20 protein-coding genes, 1 tRNA gene and 2 pseudogenes are annotated in these 19815 nt (G+C 57.3%); 13 read left to right on the top strand and 10 right to left on the bottom strand.

Annotation, left to right across the window (positions count from 1 at the left end; all coding sequences use genetic code 11):
* The first annotated feature begins 13 nt into the window (after window positions 1-13).
* The gene (locus tag AC1D19_RS03600; protein WP_477762412.1) at window positions 14-2158 is read left to right on the top strand and encodes a 3-hydroxyacyl-CoA dehydrogenase NAD-binding domain-containing protein; all 2145 of its coding nucleotides are present in this window, start codon (window positions 14-16) and stop codon (window positions 2156-2158) included.
* Window positions 2159-2253: 95 nt separating this feature from the next.
* Window positions 2254-2976 carry an amidotransferase gene (locus tag AC1D19_RS03595; RefSeq protein ID WP_477762411.1) on the top strand — a complete coding sequence of 241 codons (723 nt, stop codon included), beginning with the start codon at window positions 2254-2256 and terminating at the stop codon, window positions 2974-2976.
* A gap of 97 nt (window positions 2977-3073) precedes the next feature.
* On the opposite strand, the gene AC1D19_RS03590 is transcribed toward AC1D19_RS03595, so the two are convergent.
* The 3 genes from AC1D19_RS03590 to AC1D19_RS03580 all read right to left on the bottom strand — a co-directional run bounded on the left by AC1D19_RS03590 (window position 3074) and on the right by AC1D19_RS03580 (window position 5832).
* A complete protein-coding gene (locus tag AC1D19_RS03590) occupies window positions 3074-4045 on the bottom strand; it encodes a magnesium and cobalt transport protein CorA (protein WP_477762410.1) in 972 nt (323 codons plus the stop codon).
* A 161-nt stretch (window positions 4046-4206) separates the two neighbouring features.
* Window positions 4207-4929 (bottom strand): lysophospholipid acyltransferase family protein, encoded by a 723-nt coding sequence (locus AC1D19_RS03585; protein ID WP_477762409.1) that lies wholly within the window; start codon window positions 4927-4929, stop codon window positions 4207-4209.
* 213 nt (window positions 4930-5142) lie between these two features.
* Window positions 5143-5832 (bottom strand): crotonase/enoyl-CoA hydratase family protein, encoded by a 690-nt coding sequence (locus AC1D19_RS03580; protein WP_477762408.1) that lies wholly within the window; start codon window positions 5830-5832, stop codon window positions 5143-5145.
* Window positions 5833-6140: 308 nt separating this feature from the next.
* Between AC1D19_RS03580 and AC1D19_RS03575 the strand changes: the two genes are divergently transcribed.
* Window positions 6141-6230, top strand: a tRNA-Ser gene (locus AC1D19_RS03575).
* Between the two features lie 310 nt (window positions 6231-6540).
* On the opposite strand, the gene AC1D19_RS03570 is transcribed toward AC1D19_RS03575, so the two are convergent.
* The 4 genes from AC1D19_RS03570 to phbB form a co-directional block, all read right to left on the bottom strand.
* Window positions 6541-6807 carry a hypothetical protein gene (locus AC1D19_RS03570; RefSeq protein ID WP_477752571.1) on the bottom strand — a complete coding sequence of 89 codons (267 nt, stop codon included), beginning with the start codon at window positions 6805-6807 and terminating at the stop codon, window positions 6541-6543.
* An 81-nt stretch (window positions 6808-6888) separates the two neighbouring features.
* Window positions 6889-8592 carry a class I poly(R)-hydroxyalkanoic acid synthase gene (gene phaC, locus AC1D19_RS03565; protein WP_477762407.1) on the bottom strand — a complete coding sequence of 568 codons (1704 nt, stop codon included), beginning with the start codon at window positions 8590-8592 and terminating at the stop codon, window positions 6889-6891.
* 160 nt (window positions 8593-8752) lie between these two features.
* Window positions 8753-9931 carry an acetyl-CoA C-acetyltransferase gene (locus AC1D19_RS03560; RefSeq protein WP_477752573.1) on the bottom strand — a complete coding sequence of 393 codons (1179 nt, stop codon included), beginning with the start codon at window positions 9929-9931 and terminating at the stop codon, window positions 8753-8755.
* Window positions 9932-9995: 64 nt separating this feature from the next.
* On the bottom strand, window positions 9996-10742 hold the full coding sequence (phbB, locus tag AC1D19_RS03555) for an acetoacetyl-CoA reductase (protein ID WP_477752574.1): 747 nt from the start codon (window positions 10740-10742) through the stop codon (window positions 9996-9998).
* Between the two features lie 270 nt (window positions 10743-11012).
* On the opposite strand from phbB, the gene AC1D19_RS03550 reads away from it, so the two are divergent.
* Complete coding sequence (locus AC1D19_RS03550; RefSeq protein ID WP_477762406.1) at window positions 11013-12122, top strand: AraC family transcriptional regulator; 1110 nt, start codon at window positions 11013-11015, stop codon at window positions 12120-12122.
* A gap of 26 nt (window positions 12123-12148) precedes the next feature.
* Here the strand turns inward: AC1D19_RS03550 and AC1D19_RS03545 are convergent, their stop codons facing one another.
* On the bottom strand, window positions 12149-14587 hold the full coding sequence (locus tag AC1D19_RS03545) for a DUF3141 domain-containing protein (RefSeq protein WP_477762405.1): 2439 nt from the start codon (window positions 14585-14587) through the stop codon (window positions 12149-12151).
* A gap of 250 nt (window positions 14588-14837) precedes the next feature.
* Here AC1D19_RS03545 and phaP point away from each other — a divergent pair, with 250 nt between their 5' ends.
* Window positions 14838-15422, top strand: a complete 585-nt coding sequence (gene phaP, locus AC1D19_RS03540; protein WP_477752577.1) for a TIGR01841 family phasin — start codon at window positions 14838-14840, stop codon at window positions 15420-15422.
* Between the two features lie 35 nt (window positions 15423-15457).
* Here phaP and phaR read toward each other — a convergent pair whose 3' ends face one another.
* Together phaR and AC1D19_RS03530 are read right to left on the bottom strand one after the other, a co-directional pair.
* A complete protein-coding gene (gene phaR / locus AC1D19_RS03535; RefSeq protein WP_477752578.1) occupies window positions 15458-15991 on the bottom strand; it encodes a polyhydroxyalkanoate synthesis repressor PhaR in 534 nt (177 codons plus the stop codon).
* A 59-nt stretch (window positions 15992-16050) separates the two neighbouring features.
* Window positions 16051-16284, bottom strand: a pseudogene (locus AC1D19_RS03530) (IS630 family transposase); the annotation flags it as partial.
* A gap of 369 nt (window positions 16285-16653) precedes the next feature.
* On the opposite strand from AC1D19_RS03530, the gene AC1D19_RS03525 reads away from it, so the two are divergent.
* The 8 genes and pseudogenes from AC1D19_RS03525 to AC1D19_RS03490 all read left to right on the top strand — a co-directional run bounded on the left by AC1D19_RS03525 (window position 16654) and on the right by AC1D19_RS03490 (window position 19808).
* Entirely contained in the window at window positions 16654-16848 is a 195-nt protein-coding gene (locus AC1D19_RS03525; RefSeq protein WP_477762404.1) for a type II toxin-antitoxin system HicA family toxin, read from the top strand.
* Entirely contained in the window at window positions 16845-17177 is a 333-nt protein-coding gene (locus tag AC1D19_RS03520) for a type II toxin-antitoxin system HicB family antitoxin (RefSeq protein WP_477752580.1), read from the top strand. Before AC1D19_RS03525 ends, AC1D19_RS03520 begins: the two co-directional genes overlap by 4 nt.
* Before the next feature lie 59 nt (window positions 17178-17236).
* A pseudogene (locus tag AC1D19_RS03515) lies at window positions 17237-17652 on the top strand (6-aminohexanoate hydrolase); the annotation flags it as partial.
* 39 nt (window positions 17653-17691) lie between these two features.
* The gene (locus AC1D19_RS03510) at window positions 17692-18012 is read left to right on the top strand and encodes a YbjQ family protein (RefSeq protein WP_477762403.1); all 321 of its coding nucleotides are present in this window, start codon (window positions 17692-17694) and stop codon (window positions 18010-18012) included.
* A gap of 146 nt (window positions 18013-18158) precedes the next feature.
* Window positions 18159-18347 (top strand): hypothetical protein, encoded by a 189-nt coding sequence (locus tag AC1D19_RS03505; RefSeq protein ID WP_032829518.1) that lies wholly within the window; start codon window positions 18159-18161, stop codon window positions 18345-18347.
* A gap of 312 nt (window positions 18348-18659) precedes the next feature.
* Window positions 18660-19028: a hypothetical protein gene (locus tag AC1D19_RS03500; protein WP_007988063.1), complete on the top strand. Its 369-nt coding sequence runs from the start codon at window positions 18660-18662 to the stop codon at window positions 19026-19028.
* 113 nt (window positions 19029-19141) lie between these two features.
* Window positions 19142-19609 carry a glycine zipper domain-containing protein gene (locus tag AC1D19_RS03495; protein ID WP_477752621.1) on the top strand — a complete coding sequence of 156 codons (468 nt, stop codon included), beginning with the start codon at window positions 19142-19144 and terminating at the stop codon, window positions 19607-19609.
* Window positions 19610-19625: 16 nt separating this feature from the next.
* On the top strand, window positions 19626-19808 hold the full coding sequence (locus AC1D19_RS03490; protein WP_477762402.1) for a hypothetical protein: 183 nt from the start codon (window positions 19626-19628) through the stop codon (window positions 19806-19808).
* Window positions 19809-19815 lie beyond the last annotated feature (7 nt).

Genomic DNA, 19815 nt, shown 5'->3' with positions numbered 1-19815 from the left:
AAGGAACCCAGTTATGAACGAAGCCATTCGTTACGAAAAAGACCAGGACCAGATCGTTGTCCTGACCATCGACATGCCCGGTCAGAGCGCCAACACCATGAACGCGGTGTACCGCGAAGCCATGGCTGACTGCGTTGCGCGCCTGGTGGCCGACAAGGACAGCATCGCCGGTGTGATCATCACCTCGGCCAAGAAGACGTTTTTCGCTGGCGGCGACCTCAACGAACTGATCAAGGTCGGCAAGCCCCAAGCCAAAGCGTTCTACGACATGGTGCTGACCCTCAAGGGCCAGTTGCGTACCCTGGAAACCCTCGGTAAGCCGGTGGTCGCCGCGATCAACGGCGCCGCATTGGGCGGCGGTTGGGAAATCTGCCTGGCCTGCCATCACCGCGTGGCGCTGGACAATCCATCAGTGCAACTCGGCCTGCCGGAAGTCACCCTCGGTCTGCTGCCGGGCGGTGGTGGCGTGGTGCGCATGGTACGTATGCTCGGCCTGGAAAAAGCCCTGCCTTATCTGCTTGAAGGCAAGAGACTGCGACCGCAACAAGCGTTGCAGGCAGGATTGATCGACGCGCTGGCGACCGATCAAGAAGACCTGTTGGCCAAGGCGCGGGCGTGGATTCTCGCCAACCCGACGGCGGTACAGCGCTGGGACGTGAAGGGCTACCAGATACCGGGCGGCACACCGTCAAACCCGAAAGTCGCGCAGATGCTGGCGATTGCACCGTCGATCCTGCGCAGCAAAACCCAGGGCACGATGCCAGCGCCGGAGAAAATCCTCTGCGCGGCGGTCGAGGGCGCCCAGGTGGATTTCGATACGGCACACCTGATCGAAACCCGCTATTTCACCGAATTGACCACCGGCCAGGTCTCGAAAAACCTGATTGGCACGTTCTGGTTCCAGCTCAACGAAATCAATGCCGGCGGCTCGCGGCCTCAAGGTTTTGCGCCTTATGTCACCCGCAAGGTCGGTGTGCTCGGTGCCGGGATGATGGGCGCCGGTATCGCGTTTGTCAGCGCGTCGGCGGGTATCGAGGTGGTGCTCAAGGACATCAACCTCGCGGTGGCTGAGAAGGGCAAGGCGCATTCGGCGGCGCTGCTGGACAAGAAAGTCGCTCGCGGACAAATGAGCCTCGAGCAACGCGACACCGTTCTGTCACGCATTCAAACCAGCGAAAGCGATGCCGACCTGGCCGGTTGCGACCTGATCATCGAGGCCGTATTCGAGGATCGAGATTTGAAAGCCAAGGTTTCGTTGGCGGCGCAGAAGGTCGTCGGCGCGGACGCGGTGATCGCCTCCAATACCTCGACCTTGCCGATCAGCGGCCTGGCGTGCGCCGTGCCCGACCAGAGCAAGTTCATCGGCCTGCATTTTTTCAGCCCCGTGGAAAAAATGCCGCTGGTGGAAATCATCAGGGGCGCCAATACCAGCGACGAAACCCTGGCCCGCGGCTTCGATTACGTCCTGCAAATCAGGAAAACCCCGATTGTGGTCAATGACAGCCGCGGTTTCTTCACCTCACGGGTGTTCGGCACCTTCACCAACGAAGGCATCGCTATGCTGGGCGAGGGCGTGAGCGCGGCGATGATCGAGACTGAAGCGCGCAAAGCCGGCATGCCGGTAGGACCGCTGGCGATCTCTGACGAAGTTTCCCTCAGCCTGATGAGCCATATCCGCCTGCAAACCGCCAAGGACTTGCAAGCAGAAGGGAAACCGCTGATAGAACACCCGGCATTTGCCGTGATTGACGTGCTGCTCAATGAGTTCAAGCGTCCGGGCAAGGCTGCCGGTGGAGGTTTCTACGAGTATCCGGTGGGCGGCCAGAAACACTTGTGGCCGGAGTTGAAGGCGCGCTTCGAGAAAACCGATGGGCAGATTTCGCCGAAGGATGTGCGTGATCGCTTGCTGTTCGTGCAAGCCATCGAAACCGTGCGCTGTGTGGAGGAGGGCGTGTTGGCCTCCACGGCGGATGCCAACGTTGGCTCGATCTTCGGCATCGGGTTCGCCGCCTGGACCGGCGGTGCACTGCAGTTCATCAACCAGTACGGCGTGCAGGACTTTATTGCCCGCGCCCAGTATCTGGCGAAGCAATATGGCGAGCGGTTCGCGCCGCCCGCCTTGCTGCTGGAGAAGGCGGCCAAAGGGGAGGCGTTCTAAGGGGGAGATGTTGCATTTCGGGGCTTGCCTTGTCACAGCGTTTCAAGGCAGGCTCTGAGGTGTGCATTATTCCCATCACGTGTCAGGTATTTTTTATGTCGTTACGCATCTGCATTCTGGAAACCGACCACCTGCGTCCGGAATTGGTTGACCAATATCAGGGCTACGGGCAGATGTTCAAACACCTGTTTTCGCAGCAGCCGATTGCCGCCGAGTTCACCGTCTACAACGTGGTGCAGGGTGAATACCCAAGCGACGACCTGACGTTCGACGCCTACCTGGTGACGGGCAGCAAGGCCGACTCCTTCGGCACCGACCCGTGGATCGAAACCCTCAAGAAGTATCTGTTGACCCGCTACGAGCACGGCGACAAATTGCTGGGCATCTGCTTCGGTCATCAGTTGCTGGCACTGCTGCTTGGTGGCAAGAGCGAACGTGCAACCCAAGGCTGGGGCGTCGGCACCCACAACTACAAATTGGCCGCCAAGGCGCCCTGGATGAGCCCGGTGCGCGAAGAACTGACGCTGCTGATCAGCCACCAGGACCAGGTTACGTCACTGCCGGAGAACGCCACTGTCATCGCTTCCAGCGATTTCTGCCCGTATGCCGCCTACCACATCAACGATCAGGTGCTGTGCTTCCAGGGGCATCCGGAGTTCATCCACGACTACTCCCGCGCCTTGTTGGAGATTCGCCAGCAGGCACTGGGTGAGCAGGTCTACTCCAAGGGTATCGCGAGCCTGGAACAGGAACACCACGGCGCCACGGTGGCCGAGTGGATGATGCGGTTTGTGGCGCACAAGCCTCAAACGACCTGAAGCAAAAGCTTCGCTGGCAAGCCAGCTCCTACGGGGGATTGCGTACCCATTGTAGGAGCTGGCTTGCCAGCGAATTTCCCAATCACCTCGGTCTCGACTACAACCACCCCGACTTCTTGAAACTAGCCCACAACCCCAGACAACCCGCCGTAATAAACCCCAGCACTCCGAAATACCCGTAGTGCCAGCTCAACTCCGGTATGTTCTGGAAATTCATTCCATAAATCCCCGCTACTGCCGTCGGGAAAGCCAGAATCGCCGCCCAGGCCGCAAACTTGCGTTGCACCACGCTCTGGCGAGAGGCCTCCAACAGCACCCCGACCTCAATCGTCTGGCTGGCAATATCCGCCAGCGTCGTCAGGTCTTCCATCTGCCGCGTTACATGAATCTGCACATCGCGAAAGTACGGCCGCATGTTCTTGTCGATGAACGGGAAGCTCAGCCTCTGCAATTCCTCTCCTATCTCAATCATCGGGGCCACATAACGACGCAAGCGCAACACATCACGACGCAGGCCATGTAGCTTCTGGATGTCGTAATCATTCAGCGAGCCACACAACACATTGCGCTCCAGTTCATCGATTTCCCCGTGAATGGCTTCGCCCATCGGCTGGTAGTTCTCGATCACAAAATCGAGGATGGCATAGAGTACGAAATCTTCCCCGTGCTCAAGCAACAGCGGACGCGCCTCACAGCGTTGTCGGACATGGGCGTAGGACGCTGAGTGGCCGTTGCGCGCAGTAATGATGTAGCCATTGCCGGCAAAGATATGTGTCTCGATGAACTCGAGTTTGCCTTCATGGCGGATGGGCGAATACGTCACGATGAACAGCGCATCGCCGAAGGTTTCCAGCTTCGGCCGGCTGTGCTTTTCCAGGGCGTCTTCGATCGCCAGTTCGTGCAGGTTGAACTGGCGTTGCAGATTGTAGAGCTCCTCGGCGTTCGGCTCCTCGAGACCGATCCAGACAAAGTGTCCGGGCTTGGCAGCCCAGGCTGCGCCTTCGTCGAGGGTGATATTGGTGACTCTCTTACCGGCGCTATAAACCGCTGAAGCAACAACTCTACCCATGATGGTGATTCACTTCTTTTGGCAGCTTTTAAGTGGCAACAAATGCAATGGCAGTGTGGATCAGCTTAGCCTCGCAATGTTTGAGAGTCAGTTAAATCTGCCGAGTTCTGGGGGAAAGACTCGCAGGTAAAAGAAAACCCGCACCAGGCGGGTTTTCTTGTTCAGGCGGCTTGCAGTTGCCGGTCCATCGACTCGATGCATTCACGCATCTGCTCGCGGCACCGGGCAATCAGCAGGGGCATGTCGTCCAGGCTCAATCCGGCGGTGGGAATCGCTGGCAACGAACGAATCAGAATTTTCCCGCTGCGCCAGCGGTTCAATCGCATGTGTTTGACGTAACTGCTGACACACACCGGCACGATCGGCACCCCGGCGGCAATGGCCATCTGAAAGGCGCCTTTCTTGAAGGGCAGCAAGTCCTCACCCAGGTTGCGTGTGCCTTCCGGGAAAACCCAGATCGAGGTGTCTTTGTTTTGCAGGGTGTGCGTGGTGGTCAACATCGACTTTCGCGCCTTTTGCGCATTGCCACGGTCGATCAGCACATTGCCGGCCAGCCAGAACAACTGCCCGAACAGCGGCACCCATTTCAGGCTCTTTTTACCGATGCACACGGTACGGCGGGGCACCACGTTACCAAACACAAACAGGTCGTAGTTGGACTGGTGATTGGCGATGATCACGCAACTGTCCGGTTTATCCATCAACGGCCCGACGTCGGCCTTCACCCGCAAACGCAAAATACACATGGCCGGCCATGCGTACAGGCGTGCACACAGACGGCTGTTGTCCGGGTTGAATGGCCGGCACAGGCCGAGAATCACCCCCAGCACACCCGCCACGATAAAGTGCAGGCCCATCAATGACATACGAAACAAAAACAGCATCTACAGGCCCCACCGGGACAAAAGGTGGCGCAGTGTACGGATGTGCACTGTTTTCGGCAATTACTGCCAGGGAAGTGGGAGATAGCCGATGTTTGTGCTGATGTTTCCGACCAGTCGGTCAGAAGCAGTCTAGAGCGGTTACAGAGGTTTAACACAGACATGTATGAAAAAGCCCGACACGACGGTCGGGCTTTCGTTGTAGCAGATCCAGGCTTAACCCAAATGTTTCTGATCCTGGATGATCGCGTTGTCCAGGGCCTCCAGCAGCGCCTTGCGCACTTTCAATTTGGTGTTCTTGTGCGCGGTCATGTTGATCTTCTTCAACTGGCGAGCCGCCGCCAGTGCTGCACCTTGCAGTTCTTCAGCCGAGACCACGACATCAAGGAAACCGGCAGCCACGGCGCCTTGTGGACTGAACATCTCGCCGTTGACCACCGAACGCTGAAGCGCCACTTTGTTCAGGCGATCACGTGCGATCTCAATGCCTGCGTGGTGCATGGTCATGCCGATCTGCACTTCGTTCAGGCCAATGCTGAACGCACCGTCTACGCCAATGCGATAGTCGGCCGACAACAGCAGAAACGCGCCCTTGGCCACCGCATGCCCCGGGCACGCCACGATCACCGGGAAGGGGTGCGACAGCAGGCGGCGGGCCAGGGTCGAGCCGGAGGTCACCAGTGCCACGGCTTCTTTAGGGCTGGCCGTCATCACCTTCAAGTCATAACCACCGGAGAGAATGCCCGGCTGGCCAGTAATGATCACCACCGCACGATCAGTCACGGCCTGATCCAGCGCAGCGTTGAGCTCGGCAATCACATCCGGGGAAATGGCATTGACCTTGCCATTGCTCAAGGTCAGGGTCGCGATACCGTCTTCGAGATGGTAGGAAATCAACTCACTCATGACGCTATTCCTTTCAATAAAGTTGGGCAGACGTTACCCACCGCCGCAGGCCAGGTAAAGCGCCGTGACTGACCCGCCAGTCACCCTTTGCCTGCCCGCCAGGTCTGGTCCGCCGTGCCTGCCGCGCATTCCCCTCTATATAGAAGAGGGCACGAAGCCGGAGATTGGCCGGTTTGCCATGGCCCCGAGCGACCGGAAACGCTGAATCGCGTTAACCGCATGAAAATTCTGAAAAAAATGTTTGCCATCGGAAAAGCTTTCGACTACATTAGCGCGCCTCGACAGACAGAACTTGTTTGAAGAGATACGGTGAAGTGTCCGAGTGGCTTAAGGAGCACGCCTGGAAAGTGTGTATACAGGAAACTGTATCGAGAGTTCGAATCTCTCCTTCACCGCCACATTTAAACGTTAGAGCCCCGATTATTCGGGGCTTTTTCGTTTCTGCGGTTCTGAAAAGTTCAGCCCATGCTTTGGCCCATACCCTGGACGGCTCAGTGCTTTGCGACCAAAGGCTGATTTTTCGACAGTTTCCAAGCGGTGCGCATCATTCGACGCATTGTATTTCAGTGATGATCCCCGCATCGCGAAAGCCCAAGGCATGGCCCTCTGCACGACTGGCTGATTCCAACACCAGGTGCATGAGGCTGCCTTCGATGATCTTGAGAGTGGAGTATCCGGCGGATCACCGGTCGCGGTCCGCGAGAATGCTTACTCTGGCATTGTCCAGGACTGTAGCTTGTAGCCTTCCTGGCTCAACTCGGCGCGCACCTCTTCCAGCAGAATTTCCAGCTGTGCCGGGTCGGAATAGGTACTGGTTGGAATCTGTTTGCGACAAATACGAGTGTTGGCCCGGTCGATGATGCTCAGGCTCAGTTCGCCATTACCGCCTTGCGCGGCCCAGGCGACGCATTGAAAAGGTTCGAATGCGTGGCCCGCAATCAAAAGTGCTTCGTTGATGCGCAACGCGGTGCTCATGGGGCCTCTCTCCTTGTACCGAAACAAATGATCCGCAGTTGACCTGCTGCATGAAGTCATGCAGCAGGGCATTTCAGTCTTTCATTGCTTTACATAACTGCCTGGCGCCGGCTCCAGAGGCGGGAATTTGTCATTCCCTATGTGCGCAACCGCTGGTTGGCGCTCGCCGGAGTGTCCCGCCAGCCAGTTGAACCAGTCATTCCACCAGCTACCGGGTTGCTGCTCAGCATTCTTGAACCAGGTCTCCGGGTTTTTCGTGACCCGATTATTGGTCCAGTAATGGCGCTTCTGCTTGGCCGGTGGATTGATGACGCCGGCGATATGCCCTGAAGCTCCTAATACAAAACGCTTGGCCCCGGAGAGCAGGTTGGTGCTGGCGTAGGCGCTTTTCCAAGGCACGATGTGATCGTCATGGGTGGCGAGGATGTAAGCGGGAGCGTCAATTGCACGCAAATCAAGCTTGACCCCACAGCACTCCAGCTCGCCTGATTTCAAATCGTTCTGCAGATAGGTGTGGCGCAGATACCAGCAGTACATCGGCCCCGGAAGGTTGGTGCTGTCGTTGTTCCAGTACAGCAGATCAAGCGGGATCGGCTTCTGCCCCTTGAGGTATTTGTCGACGTTGTAGTTCCACCACAGCTCGTTGGGGCGCAGTAGGGAAAAGGTATTGCCCATGTCCTCACCACGAAACAGACCGATGGGACCATTCATGCCGCCGATGGTGCGCTCTCGATAGGCCACCAGTTCTTCGTCGACGAATATGTCGATGGGACCGGTATCCAGGTAGTCAAGGAACGTGGTGAACAGGCTCACGCTGGCGATCTCCCTGTCGCCGCGTGCAGCAAGTACTGCCAGCGCCGTGCTCAGCAGGGTGCCGCCGATGCAGAAGCCCACGCAATTGAGTCGCTGCTCGCCACTGATGTCGCGGGCCACCTGCAAGGCGTCGATTACCCCGTGCTCAATCAGGTCATCCCAGGTGGTGCCAGCGTGTTCCTCGTCAAAGTTGCGCCAGGACATCAGGAATACGGGATGTCCCTGTTCCAGCAGGTGGCGGACCATCGAGTTGTCCGGGCGCAGATCAAGGATGTAGTACTTGTTGATCGACGGAGGTACGACGAATACCGGGTGTCGGTACTGGGTTTCGCTTTGCGGGTAGTACTGAATCAGCTGGAATAGGTGATTCTCGAAGACGATTTCGCCGGGGGTGTTCGCCAGATCGACGCCAACCTTGAAGGCGTCGCTATCACACTGGCGCATTTTGCCTTCGTTCATGTCGCTGGCCAGATGCTGCATACCTGTGAGCAGGCTGGCACCTTGAGTCTCAACCACACGCTGGAGCGCATCAGGGTTACTGACCAGGAAATTGCTTGGCGCACTGGCGGCAATGGCTTGCTCCACCAGATAGCGCAGGCGTTGGCGCGGTTTTTTTTCGTCTATCAGCAGCTTGTCGAGCAGTTTCAGGAGAAAGCTTGCGTTGAGCAGGTAAAACGCAGCGAGGGAGCCGAACAGTGGCTCGCTCCAGTTGCCGCTGGAGAAGCGTCGATCATCGAAGCTGAAGGGTTGGCCGGTCAGCAGTTTTTGGCCGAGTTGGCCCCATTGAACCTGGTAGTCCGCTTGAAGGCTGTCCAGGGTTTCGCGAGGCAGCTCGAACCAGGCGCCGTGCTCATGCCCGGAAAACCACGGATTAGTGCTGACCCATAGGCGTAATTGTTGCACTGCAAAGGAAGCGATGAACGGAACCTGGCCTGACCAATAGGTTTTGAATGTATGTGCGTTGTTGTCCATAAAGTTCCTTGCCCATACAGATGAGCCGGGCAGAAAAAAGCCGCGCTTTGCCGGACTCCGGCATAGCGACGGCAGGAATGCGGGCAGCGTTGACTGACGCCAACCTGATGCGCGGAACAAGGGTCCCAAGTCCGCGCATGGGCTACTCAGATGCCGTTGGTTAGCGCTCGATAGCCAGGCCGACGCCTTGTCCGCCGCCGATGCACAAAGTGGCCAGCCCTTTCTTGCCGTCGCGACGGATCAGTTCGTGCACCAGCGACACCAGAATCCGTGCCCCCGACGCGCCGATCGGATGGCCAAGGGCGATCGCGCCGCCGTTGACGTTGACTTTGCTGGTGTCCCAACCCAACTCTTTGCCAACCGCCAGCGCCTGGGCGGCGAAGGCTTCGTTGGCTTCGATCAGGTCCAGGTCCTCGACACTCCAGCCGGCCTTTTGCAGGGTCAGGCGTGTAGCCGGGACTGGGCCAATGCCCATGATCGACGGGTCCACACCGGCGCTGGCATAGGCTTTGATCCGTGCCAGTACCGGAAGGCCGAGCGCTTGTGCTTTAGCGGCGCTGGCCAGCAACAGCACGGCCGCACCATCGTTGAGGGTCGAAGCGTTGCCGGCGGTCACGCTGCCGTCTTTCTGGAATGCCGGTTTGAGTTTCGCCAACGCTTGCGCAGTGCTGTCGATACGCGGCTGTTCGTCGGTGTCGAAGACCAGCGGTTCGCCCTTGCGCTGAGGAATCAGGATCGGGGTGATTTCGCTCTGGAAACGCCCTCCCTCAATGGCTGCGGCGGCTTTCTGTTGCGAGGCGGCAGCGAAGGTATCCTGTGCTTCACGAGAGATCTCGTACTTCTGCGCCAGATTCTCAGCGGTGATACCCATGTGATAGTCGTTGAAGGCGTCCCACAGGCCATCCTGGATCATGCTGTCTTGCAGTTGCGCATGGCCCATACGCAGGCCGGTGCGTGCCTTGGGCAGAACATAGGGGGCCAGACTCATATTTTCCTGGCCGCCAGCGATGACCAGTTCCGCGTCGCCGCAACGGATTGCCTGGACGGCGAGATGGACCGCCTTGAGACCGGAGCCGCAGACCTTGTTCAGGGTCAGGGCAGGCGTGGTGTGTGGCAAACCAGCCTTGATCGCTGTCTGGCGTGCCGGGTTTTGCCCAGCGCCGGCAGTGAGTACCTGGCCGAGTATCACTTCATCAATTTGAGCAGCATCGATACCGGTCTGCTCAAGCAGGCGGCGAATCACTGCGGCACCCAGTTCGGTCGCGGGAATTGCAGACAGAGCACCCTGGAAGCTGCCAATGGCGGTACGAGTAGCGGCAACGATTACGACTTCGTTCATGCGTGACCTCATCGAAAAGACAAAATTCGTCGAACAAACCAGGGCATTCCTGCCCTGATCGGGGTTACTGCATGTTCATGCCGCCGTTTACCGAGAAATCGGCACCGGTGCTGTAGGCGGACTCATCGGAAGCCAGCCAGGCTACGATTGAGGCGATCTCTTCGGGTTGGCCAAGGCGACCAACCGGAGTTGCTGCGATCATGCCTTCGAGAATGTCCGGACGAATTGCCGCAGTCATGGAGGTCTGGATGTAGCCTGGGGATACGGTATTGACGGTCACGCCCTTGCCGGAGACTTCCCGGGCCAGTGCCATGGTGAAACCATGGATGCCAGCCTTGGCGGCGGAGTAGTTGGTCTGACCGAACTGGCCACGCTGACCGTTGATCGAGGAGATATTGATGATCCGCCCCCACCCGTTGGCCAGCATGCCTTCAATGACCTGCTTGGTGGTGTTGAACATGCCCGTCAGGTTGGTCCCGATCACGCTGTTCCAGTCTTCCGGGGTGAGCTTGCGAAAAGAGGCGTCGCGAGTGATGCCGGCATTGTTGACCAGCACATCGATCGGGCCGAATTGTTCACGAGCCATCTCGAAAGACTTGCGGGTCGTCTCCCAATCGGTGACGTCGCCATAGATGCACTCAAACTGATAACCCGCCGCCAGCTGACTGGCAATCCAGTCGTCCTTGCGGCTGGAATCAGAGCTGCAGCCGACGATTACCTTGAATCCTTCCTTGTACAGACGCTGGCAAATTGCCGTACCAATGCCGCCCATACCACCCGTTACCACAGCAATACGACTACGCGACTCCATATTTCTACTTCCTTTTTTTTTGCGCTGCAGGAGAGAGGATTGTTCGATATCGACGGGCCGTGCGGAAGTGTTTGAAGGTGACGTTTTCATGTCCATTGGTGCCACGCGGGGAGGTGCTCGCTGGCAAAAAGTGAGGAGTACCTATACTGGGGTCAATGTTTGAAACTGAATGGATGGTTAATATTCCTGCAACGTAGTTGAAATATGTTCAACGCATGTCAGTATCGGCTCTGGACAGGACGTTCGGTTCCATTGGTCACTGAGGACGCCATGTATAGAATGAGTTCAGGTTATGCCAGCATGCTGGCAAATACGTTTTTGGCCCAAGGACTGGACCTTGCCGGTCTGTGCCAAGAGGCGGGACTGGATGTCGAGTTCGTGAATAAACCAGGAGCATTCTGCGAGCGAAGCGTTATCTATCGTCTTTGGGACCTGGCTGCTCAGGCTTCGGATGATCTGAATATCGGTTTGAAAGCCTACGGGGAATTCCATCCCAGCAGTTTTCAGATCGTGGGCTACACGATGATGTCCAGTTCGAATCTGAAAAGGGCGCTTGAACGTCTGGTTCGTTTCAGCCCGCTGATTGGCACCGGATTAAGCCTTTTCTTTGTCCCGGAGCAGCAGCATTACCGACTGGCCAGCCTCGAGCATCAACAACCTGGCTCGGTCAAACCCCGGCAATATACGGATGCAGGTTTGGCGTCGCTGCTGGGTTTCTGCCGTTGGCTGGCGGGTGGCAAGTCGCTGCAACCGTTGAGTGTGGAGTTCACTTATCCCGAACCTGAAGATACCTCCGAGCATCGACGGTTGTTTGGCTGTCCGCTGCGTTTCGGGGCGGCTTATGACAGCATCTTGTTCGATGGCCAGGAGCTTCTGAGTCCTTTGAGTATGGCCAACGAGGCGTTGGCCATACTCCATGACAGTTTTGCCGAGGCTCAATTGGACCTGTTGTCCGGCTACTCTATTGTTGGCAGGGTTCGCGCGCTGATTAACGAGCGCTTGAGCCAGGGGCAAGGCCAATGTGATATGGAATCGATTGCTGCGGCACTGAGCATCAGCAAGCGAACGCTCCAACGAGGCCTTGAGAAGGACGGCACACAATTCAAGGATGTCCTGAACGATGTGCGCCGGCAGTTGGCCGACTTCTATTTGCGCCATTCTCATTTCAACATGAAGCATGTGACTTACCTGCTCGGCTTTCATGATCACAGCAGCTTCCATAAGGCATGCACCCGCTGGTTCGGTATGACCCCCGGTCAGTATCGAACCGACGAGTCGTTGCTTATGCTCGAGGAACTCGCGCCGGTTAGACTCATGAACCCCGTCGGTTTTCGCAGAGATCAAAAGATCGCAGGCTTCGCCAAACGGATGCACCGCTAGTCCCTTGTGAAGGCGCATTGAGGCGTTCATTGAGGCTTTGGACCTTTTGTCCTTTTGCTCGCTTTGCGTTTTGGGGCTTTAGCTACGATGACGGGGGCGGGCGCCGGTGTGATCTCCGACGGCAGCACTGCCACAAACGGGGATGGCTCCAGAGGGGGCGCCTGCTGAATGACATCTGTTTCACTGGGCGGTTGGGTCAGGCTGAAGCCCGGCAGGGGGACTTCGAGTAGCGCGTGCAGTTCACGCCAGAATTCCCGTTCAGCTCCAGTAATTGTCAGCAGTTCGGGCATCAATTGCCCAACGGCTGCGAGGACCTGTTGGCGTGCCTTGGTGTCCGGGAGTAGCAAGGGCAGGCTGCGTAAGCTTTCTTGTGGGTGGGCAAAAACCAGCAGGTTCTGCAACCGGATGGCTTCGCGCAGGGCTGCAGGCTCATTGCTGTAGTCCTGGACCAGCAGATGCACCTGCTGGATCAGTTTTTCAATGCTTTCCTTGCCCGCCTTGTCGCTGTCGCGGCCCAGCAAAAACAGAATCCGCACCAACGCTTCCAGCGGGCCCCCATGGGGCAGTGCATCCTGCAGGCGTTCGATCAGGGCTTGGTCTTGCTGATCAGCATGTGCCTGGAGATTTCGCACAGGCTTGTTGCTGGTGAGGACACTCAGTGCGCCGTAAATGCCATAGAAACACAGCTCCTGGGTGGCATCGCGGATATCGCGATAAGCATTCAGGGCGTCTTGCGTCTGGTTGGAGAGCAGCTCCTGCCAGGCCAGCAACGGGTTATCTTTGCGTGCAGGACGACGATCACTGCTGACTTGGGAGGCGGTCCCGGCCAACCACCACAGCGCCGGATTCAGGCTGCTCCATAGCACTTGCTGTTGGTGGAAGGGATGCGTCCTGCGCATCAGTTCGGCAACCGGCTCGTTGACTATCTGACGTAGCCACGGGCGTATGAACCCGTCGTAAAGCGTGCTGTTGATTTCAGACGCACGCTCCACCAGAGAGAATTCGCGATCGTCATCACGAGTCGGCTCGACGTCATCATGGATATCGGCGATTCGCCTTGATTCGAAACGCACTCGGTATTGCACGTCACCGCTGCCTGAGGCGGCCGGCAGATCGTCGATCAGCATTTCGTATAGCCCTGCCGGCAGCGCATTGATGGCTTCGACCGCACCGAGCAACCCACGGTGTTCACGTTGCGCCACCTTGCCGGAAACAAAAATGCCCAAATGGCCGATGCTGGCGTGCCGCAGGTAGACGATGGTACGTCCTGCGTCATGCAAAGCGAGATCGCTGGGATAGACATCGGCGATCCAGTTCAATGCCTGCTGTGGAGGGGTGATGTTGTCTCCGTAGGAGCAGAACACCACCACCGGTACTTCGATCCGTTTCAGGTCAATGCCGGAGCTCTTGCGGCCGAGACCGCCGGACAACTGGTTGCCGATGAAAAGGTCATCGACAATCATCTCGATTTCTTCGCCATTGAGCAGGGTCGGGCTGCCCCACCAGCGTTCGAAGTCGAGGAAGCGTGCAGCCTCGCTGTCGACCTGGCTGAACAACTGGTAGTACTTGCCCCAATAGGTGTTGGCCGGGTCCAGGTTTTCGAAATTGCTGACCAGCCAGGTACCGTCAAAACGGCCATTGCCCAAGTCGCTGCCCAGGCGAGCCATCCAGCCGCCACCCAGCAGGCCACCGGTATAGCGCATCGGATTGCGTCCATTGACACCGGCCCAGTACGACAAGGGGGCACCATTGATAATGATCAACCCTGGCAGTTCCGGCCGTGTTGCCGCCAATCCCATCAAGGCCCAACCGGCCTGGCAGTTGCCGATGATGATCGGCTTGCTGTTGGCCGGGTGAAGGGCACTGACGACTTCGATGAACCGGGCCTGGGCTTCGACAATATCGGCCAGGGTTTGCCCAGGCTGTGGCGAGTGACTGAAAGAAATGAAATAGGTGGGGTGGCCGGCTCTGAGGCTTTCGCCTAATACCGAATCCTGTTTGAAACCGCCGATTCCCGAGCCGTGGCCGCCGCGTGGGTCAATGATGATCACCGGCTGGCCGTTGCTGTCGATTTTTTGCTCTGGCCCGGGGAGGATTTGCAGCAGTGAATAGTTGACCGGGCGCGGGAGATCGGCGCCTGCGATCAGGGTTTCATGATCGAACTTGAGCAGCAGCGGATACCCGGCGCGTTCATGGGCCAGTGTATTGTCGCCGCGCTGGCGCAGGGTGTCCCAGAACAGCAGGCTGCGTTGAGCGAGGTCGGTGAAGTATTCCTGCCAGTCAGCGGGCGTGGGTTGTCTGAGTTGGCCCCGCTTCAGAGGCATGAGGGTTTTTTCCTGGCGCTGGCGCAAAGCATCAAGGACGTTCAGGGTATTGAGGCGCTGCAGATGACTCAGGTGTTCGAACAGACCGCGTTGAGAGGAGAGTCTGTCATATTGCGATGCAATAATATCTTCCTGGCCCATGGTGATCTCCTGGCTTTATGCATGAGAAGCAGCTCGCCTGCATCTCATCATTAAAGAGCTTGGCTGGCCGTTCGCCTTTCAGGAGTCTATAGCGAATAGTGGCGGGAGGTGAAAGATTATTGTGCGGTGCACAAAAAAACATTGCCAAACGAATTTGTGCACTGCAATATCAAGGCTAACGCGATGATCGGCAGGATCGCTATCGCGTCCTCAGGCTCATGTCGGCCTTTCAGAATCAGGAGATTCAAGCATGACTTTTTTTAACTCGGAAAAATTGCAAGACGCTCAGAAAGCCAACCTAGACCTCCTGCAGCAAATCAGCGGCAAAATCTTCGCCAGCGTTGAACAGCTCACCCAATTGCAGATCAAGACTCTGCAGGCCTCCACCGAGGAGCAGTTCGACGGTTTGCGCAAACTGCTGGCAGTCCGTGATCCACAAGGGTTCGCTGAGCTCCAGGCTTCTTTCACCCAGCCAAATGTGCAAGCCGAACGCCTGGCTGAGTTCAATCGTCAAGTACACGCGCTGATTGTTGGCACCCAGTCGGAAATCGCCCAACTGACCACGCGTCAGGTCGAGGCGGGCACCAAGCAGGTGCAAGAGTTCGTTGAAGTGATCAGCAAGAATGCACCGGCTGGCTCCGAGCCTGTTGTGGCAGCGTTCAAGTCGTCGCTGGCCAATGCTGGCACCGTTTTTGAAAGCGCACAGAAAGCCGTAAAACAGGCTACTGACGTTGCCCAGAGCGGTTTCGAGGCAGCGACTGCAGCAACAGCAGCGACTGCCGCAGCCGGGAAAACCGCGCCAGAGACTGGCAAGGCAACAAGCGGTAACAAGTAAGTCAAGTTAGAACGGTTACACCGATGGCGATGGGTTTATTCCCCATCGCCATTTTTTTTCGACCCGCCACCCGCGCCTGGCTTGCCTGACGGTGTGCCGCCGAACAGGCCAAAGAGGTTCTGAGTGTTCAGGTAGAGGGCTTTTGACTGGTCGACGTACTGGCGCATCAAATCCTGCATGACCGGTGCTTGCTGATGCATGAACTCACCCCAGGCTTCAGAGGACTGAGCGCCGGTCTGGGTCTGGATGTCGATGACCGTCTGGATGCTTTTGTCCAGGTAGCTGCCGAGGACGCCCTGGTAAGGACCGTAGAACTGGATAATCCCCATGAGCATCTCAATGGAGAAGATCGGCTCACCACCACTTTCGGCTTCCAGAATGACCTGCAGCAAAATACTTCGGGTCAGATCCTCGCCAGTCTTGGCGTCGACCACCTCGAAGGGGATTTTATCGATGACCAATTGACGAATATCCGCAAGGGTCAAATGACTGCTGGTGTGCGTGTCATACAGACGGCGATTCGGGTACTTCTTGATCAGACGGGTGGTGTTCCGACTGTTATCTGTCATGTGGGGCTACTCACAGCGAGCCTGATTTGCAGGCATCTTATCCTACTCTGACCACTGCCACTCCAATGCGTCGCCTCACGCGGCACGCGCTGGGTGGTCAGCGTACGAACTTTCTTCATCTTTTGAGTGCTGAGCTTGCGAGGCTGGCCACTTCGAGGCAGGGGCGTTCAATTCCTCAAGACCCGCCTGCGGATAGCGTTTTCGTCATTTGAACACCACAGGTTCTGGGGTCTGGGCTGATTGCTGATGTCTCTGGGCGTTAATCCAACACTCTGTGCACCTGCTCCTAAGTTGGCTAAGCAACGCTGAGCAAACAGGGTGCGCTTCTGTGATCGCCACATAGGTTAGCGTGGGGGGGAGGGACCAGCTAAAAACGCAGCAAGCGTAACGCTTTACGCAACTCTCGGAAATTGCCTACAAGCCCGGCGAGAGTCACCCCGATATCCTGCTTGCCGTGCAAAACAAACCCTTCCACACAAAAACGCCGCTTTCCTGATCTGGATAAGCGGCGTTTTTTTACGCACGTGTTAGAGGCTGCTCCCACGCATCAGCGATGTCATTCGCGGTTGCTAAATCTCGTGCGGTATCATGATTTAATACCATGAATAATAAACAACTCAGCACCCTCAAAGACATATTTTCAAGACCCACCCCCGGCCACCATGGAGTGGTCCCGCATCGAATCCTTGTTCAGCGCTGCAGGGGCCATAACCATCGAAGGTAATGGATCGCGGGTACGTTTTGAACTGAACGCAGTGGTTGCCACCTTCCACCGGCCGCACCCCGACAAAGAAGCCAAGCCCTATCAGGTGCGTGACACCCGGGCTTTTCTTGAACAAGCAGGAGTTACCCCGTGAACGTAATGAACTACAACGGCTACTCAGCCCGGATCGAATACAGCGATGAAGACGGTCTGTTTGTCGGCCACATTGCGGGCATCAAGGATGTTGTCGGGTTTCACGGCGAGTCAGTCAAAGAACTTCGCACCGCATTTGAAGCGGCCGTCACCGATTATCTGGAGACTTGCGCCAAACTCGGCCGCACCCCACAGAAACCCTATTCAGGCCATCTCAGTCTGCGCCTGGCCCCAGCCCTTCACGCGACGGTTGCTGTGAAAGCTCAGTTAGCCCACAAAAGTATCAATCAGTGGGTTGCTGATGTTCTTGATCGCGAGGCGCATGCTTAAGCAGTGAATAAGCCGATCCGGCTGTAGACTGCTCAAACTCTTCGAACGGAATCGATATCATGCTCCATCCTCACGCCAGTTTTCGCGACGCAGCCAAGCTCATCGCGGCTGTGTCGATTGTTGCCATGTCATCAATGGCCCTCGCATCCGCCCCTGCAACTTTTCCCGACGCTGAAGCCAGTGACCCTGCCAAACTCGGTTGGATGGTCGGTTCGCCACCCCCCGCTGATCGCACTGTGCGTTTTGAAGACGGCAGCTATTTCCAGTTCCCGGCAATGCGCTGGAGTGTTTCGAACTTTCGGCAACTGATGCCGACGATCAACGTTTCACGCGGCCTGGGGGCTCCGGTTCCTCTGGAGATAGCACTACGCAAAGATATCGACGGGATCAGTTTCGTCCCGCTTGGCGCCAGGGCACCCATGACCTGGGAGCAATCCCTCGCGGGAAAGTTGTCTACGAGCGCTATTTCGGCGTTTGATGCGCTGGCTGAATTTCTGAACAGCAAGGAACACCCATGATCACCACCACAACCCACTCCATTGAAGGCCGACAAATTACCGCCTACCTGGACATCGTCAGCGCCGAGTCGGTGCAAGGGATCAACGTTGTTCGAGACGTATTTGCCGGGATGCGCGACTTTTTCGGCGGACGCTCCCAGACACTGGAGCGAGCGTTGAAAGAAGCACGCATTCAGGCCACCGATGAAATCAAGGAGCGGGCGCAGGCGCTTCAGGCGGACGCGGTGGTCGGGCTTGATTATGAGATCAGTATGCCGGCCGGCAAAGGCGGGATGGTCGTGGTGTTCGTGACCGGGACTGCGGTCAAGTTGGGGTGAAAGGTGAGAAGCCATTCGTCGCTCACGGGGAAATAAGAACGGCAGGTCCATTAGTGACCGGCTAGTCTCAAAAACCTTGGCGGTCGATATTTTTCGGCAAAAGGGCTTGCCGGTGTCGATCCCGCTTTTTGACAAGGGGTGAAGAGATGGCTGATCCGTATATCGAGGACGATGGCGCAGAGTTTCCGATCAACAATTCCGTGCGGTGTGGCCAGACCCAGTATGTGGCCAGCTTCGGCGAGGACCAGACAGAGGTCGACAAGATCAAGACCAGGGCGTGCCGGGTACTGAAGGGCAAATTCTTACCCAAGGTGACAGCACCGGTCAGGAAGTAACCGAATGTTAGGCAGACCCCGTCATTGAACGGGGTTTTTAATGTCTGAAAGGGTTTTATGACAAGTATTTTAAAGTGGTGATCTTTCACAAACTTTTCACAGCAGTCTCCGTAGTCTCGACTCATCCGTTAGAAAGCAACACCTGGCCCGTTTCCCCAGCGGGCTTTTTTTTGTCCGTCATAAAACCTTTTCCAGAAATGCTGTCCAACCGTCGCCAATCGCGAAGTTGGACCGGCGTGCTGGACTTTATCCGCGCAAAAGCATTCAATCTCGCCCCCTTTTTGTTTACCCCTATTTTTTGAGGTTTTTGTCATGCGTTTAACACTGCCTGCTCTGGTTCTGGGGCTTCTGGTTGCTCAAGGTGCAATGGCTGGTGACGGCACTGCCGCGCTGGGCGGTGGCTTGGGCGGCGCGTTGGGTAACGTGGTCGGCCAGAAGATGGGCGGCAGCACTGGTGCAGCGATTGGTGCGGGCGTCGCTGGCGCGGCGGGCAGCGCAGTTGCCGCCAAAAAAGGTCATCGCACCAGCGCTGCAATCGGCGGCGGTGTCGGCGCGGCCGGTGGTTCGGTGATCGGTAACAGCCTTGGCGGCAAGTCCGGTGCCACCATCGGTGCGGGCCTGGGCGGTGCATTGGGCGGCGGCGTAGGCAGCAACCTGGCCAATGGTCACAAGCGCCACTGATCCTGATTCAGGTTTGAAAAGAGCCCGGCTTGATGCCGGGCTTTTTCATTTATGAACGTTTCACGCCGCAGCAGCTCAAATCTTCCATACCCTGGATGAATGCGAGGCGTGCCATGAACCCGAAAACCAACGGCAAAAAAAACGGAAGCCTGAGTGCTCGACTATTGATGGTGCCTGCGATTGTTTTCGGATTGCTGGTCTCTCAGGTGGCGCTGGCGGGAGGTAATGGAGATGCCGCGGTGGGCGGTGGTCTTGGTGGGGTGCTGGGCAATGTGGTCGGTGGCCAGGTGGGAGGCAGTACGGGCGCAGCGATTGGTGCAGGTGTCGGCGGAGCGGCTGGCAGTGCCATTGCCGCGCCCAAGCACAGTCGCACCGAGGCGGCGGTAGGCGGTGGTTTGGGAGCGGCGGGTGGATCGGTGGTCGGCAACAGTCTTGGCGGTTCGACCGGATCGGCCATCGGTGCAGGCCTGGGCGGTGCAGCTGGCGGTGCGGTTGGCAATAATCTGGGGAGTGACAGCGGTCACTCCCATTCCGGTAACGGTTATAAACACGCGAACAAGCACCACAAAAAGCATCACTAGTTGAGCGAGGCATCCCATGACTGCGAAAAACGAAGGCAAGGAAGAAGAGGGTCCGAGCGGACTGCCATCCATCAACGATCCCGGCAATGAAGATCCGGGATCGCTGATGGATGATGCGACGGTGCCGCTTAACGATGCTGATGATTTGGGCGATGTGGGGAATATTGAGTTGGAAGATGAGGAAGAGGACGAAGATTGATCGAGTC

Source organism: Pseudomonas sp. P1_C12 (genome assembly GCF_056406435.1).
The sequence above is the reverse complement of the archived record's forward strand: the minus strand, read 5'-3'. Positions and strand labels throughout refer to the sequence as shown.

Coding starts and splice junctions, on each gene's coding strand:
- phbB (WP_477752574.1), bottom strand. CDS start 10,742: ATGGAGTCGCGTAGTCGTATTGCTGTGGTAACGGGTGGTATGGGCGGC.
- AC1D19_RS03570 (WP_477752571.1), bottom strand. CDS start 6,807: ATGAGCACCGCGTTGCGCATCAACGAAGCACTTTTGATTGCGGGCCAC.
- phaP (WP_477752577.1), top strand. CDS start 14,838: ATGACTTTTTTTAACTCGGAAAAATTGCAAGACGCTCAGAAAGCCAAC.
- AC1D19_RS03505 (WP_032829518.1), top strand. CDS start 18,159: ATGGCTGATCCGTATATCGAGGACGATGGCGCAGAGTTTCCGATCAAC.
- AC1D19_RS03595 (WP_477762411.1), top strand. CDS start 2,254: ATGTCGTTACGCATCTGCATTCTGGAAACCGACCACCTGCGTCCGGAA.
- AC1D19_RS03585 (WP_477762409.1), bottom strand. CDS start 4,929: ATGCTGTTTTTGTTTCGTATGTCATTGATGGGCCTGCACTTTATCGTG.
- AC1D19_RS03545 (WP_477762405.1), bottom strand. CDS start 14,587: ATGGGCCAGGAAGATATTATTGCATCGCAATATGACAGACTCTCCTCT.
- phaC (WP_477762407.1), bottom strand. CDS start 8,592: ATGGACAACAACGCACATACATTCAAAACCTATTGGTCAGGCCAGGTT.
- AC1D19_RS03560 (WP_477752573.1), bottom strand. CDS start 9,931: ATGAACGAAGTCGTAATCGTTGCCGCTACTCGTACCGCCATTGGCAGC.
- AC1D19_RS03525 (WP_477762404.1), top strand. CDS start 16,654: ATGGAGTGGTCCCGCATCGAATCCTTGTTCAGCGCTGCAGGGGCCATA.
- AC1D19_RS03495 (WP_477752621.1), top strand. CDS start 19,142: ATGAACCCGAAAACCAACGGCAAAAAAAACGGAAGCCTGAGTGCTCGA.
- AC1D19_RS03510 (WP_477762403.1), top strand. CDS start 17,692: ATGATCACCACCACAACCCACTCCATTGAAGGCCGACAAATTACCGCC.
- AC1D19_RS03600 (WP_477762412.1), top strand. CDS start 14: ATGAACGAAGCCATTCGTTACGAAAAAGACCAGGACCAGATCGTTGTC.
- phaR (WP_477752578.1), bottom strand. CDS start 15,991: ATGACAGATAACAGTCGGAACACCACCCGTCTGATCAAGAAGTACCCG.
- AC1D19_RS03580 (WP_477762408.1), bottom strand. CDS start 5,832: ATGAGTGAGTTGATTTCCTACCATCTCGAAGACGGTATCGCGACCCTG.
- AC1D19_RS03590 (WP_477762410.1), bottom strand. CDS start 4,045: ATGGGTAGAGTTGTTGCTTCAGCGGTTTATAGCGCCGGTAAGAGAGTC.
- AC1D19_RS03550 (WP_477762406.1), top strand. CDS start 11,013: ATGTATAGAATGAGTTCAGGTTATGCCAGCATGCTGGCAAATACGTTT.
- AC1D19_RS03500 (WP_007988063.1), top strand. CDS start 18,660: ATGCGTTTAACACTGCCTGCTCTGGTTCTGGGGCTTCTGGTTGCTCAA.
- AC1D19_RS03490 (WP_477762402.1), top strand. CDS start 19,626: ATGACTGCGAAAAACGAAGGCAAGGAAGAAGAGGGTCCGAGCGGACTG.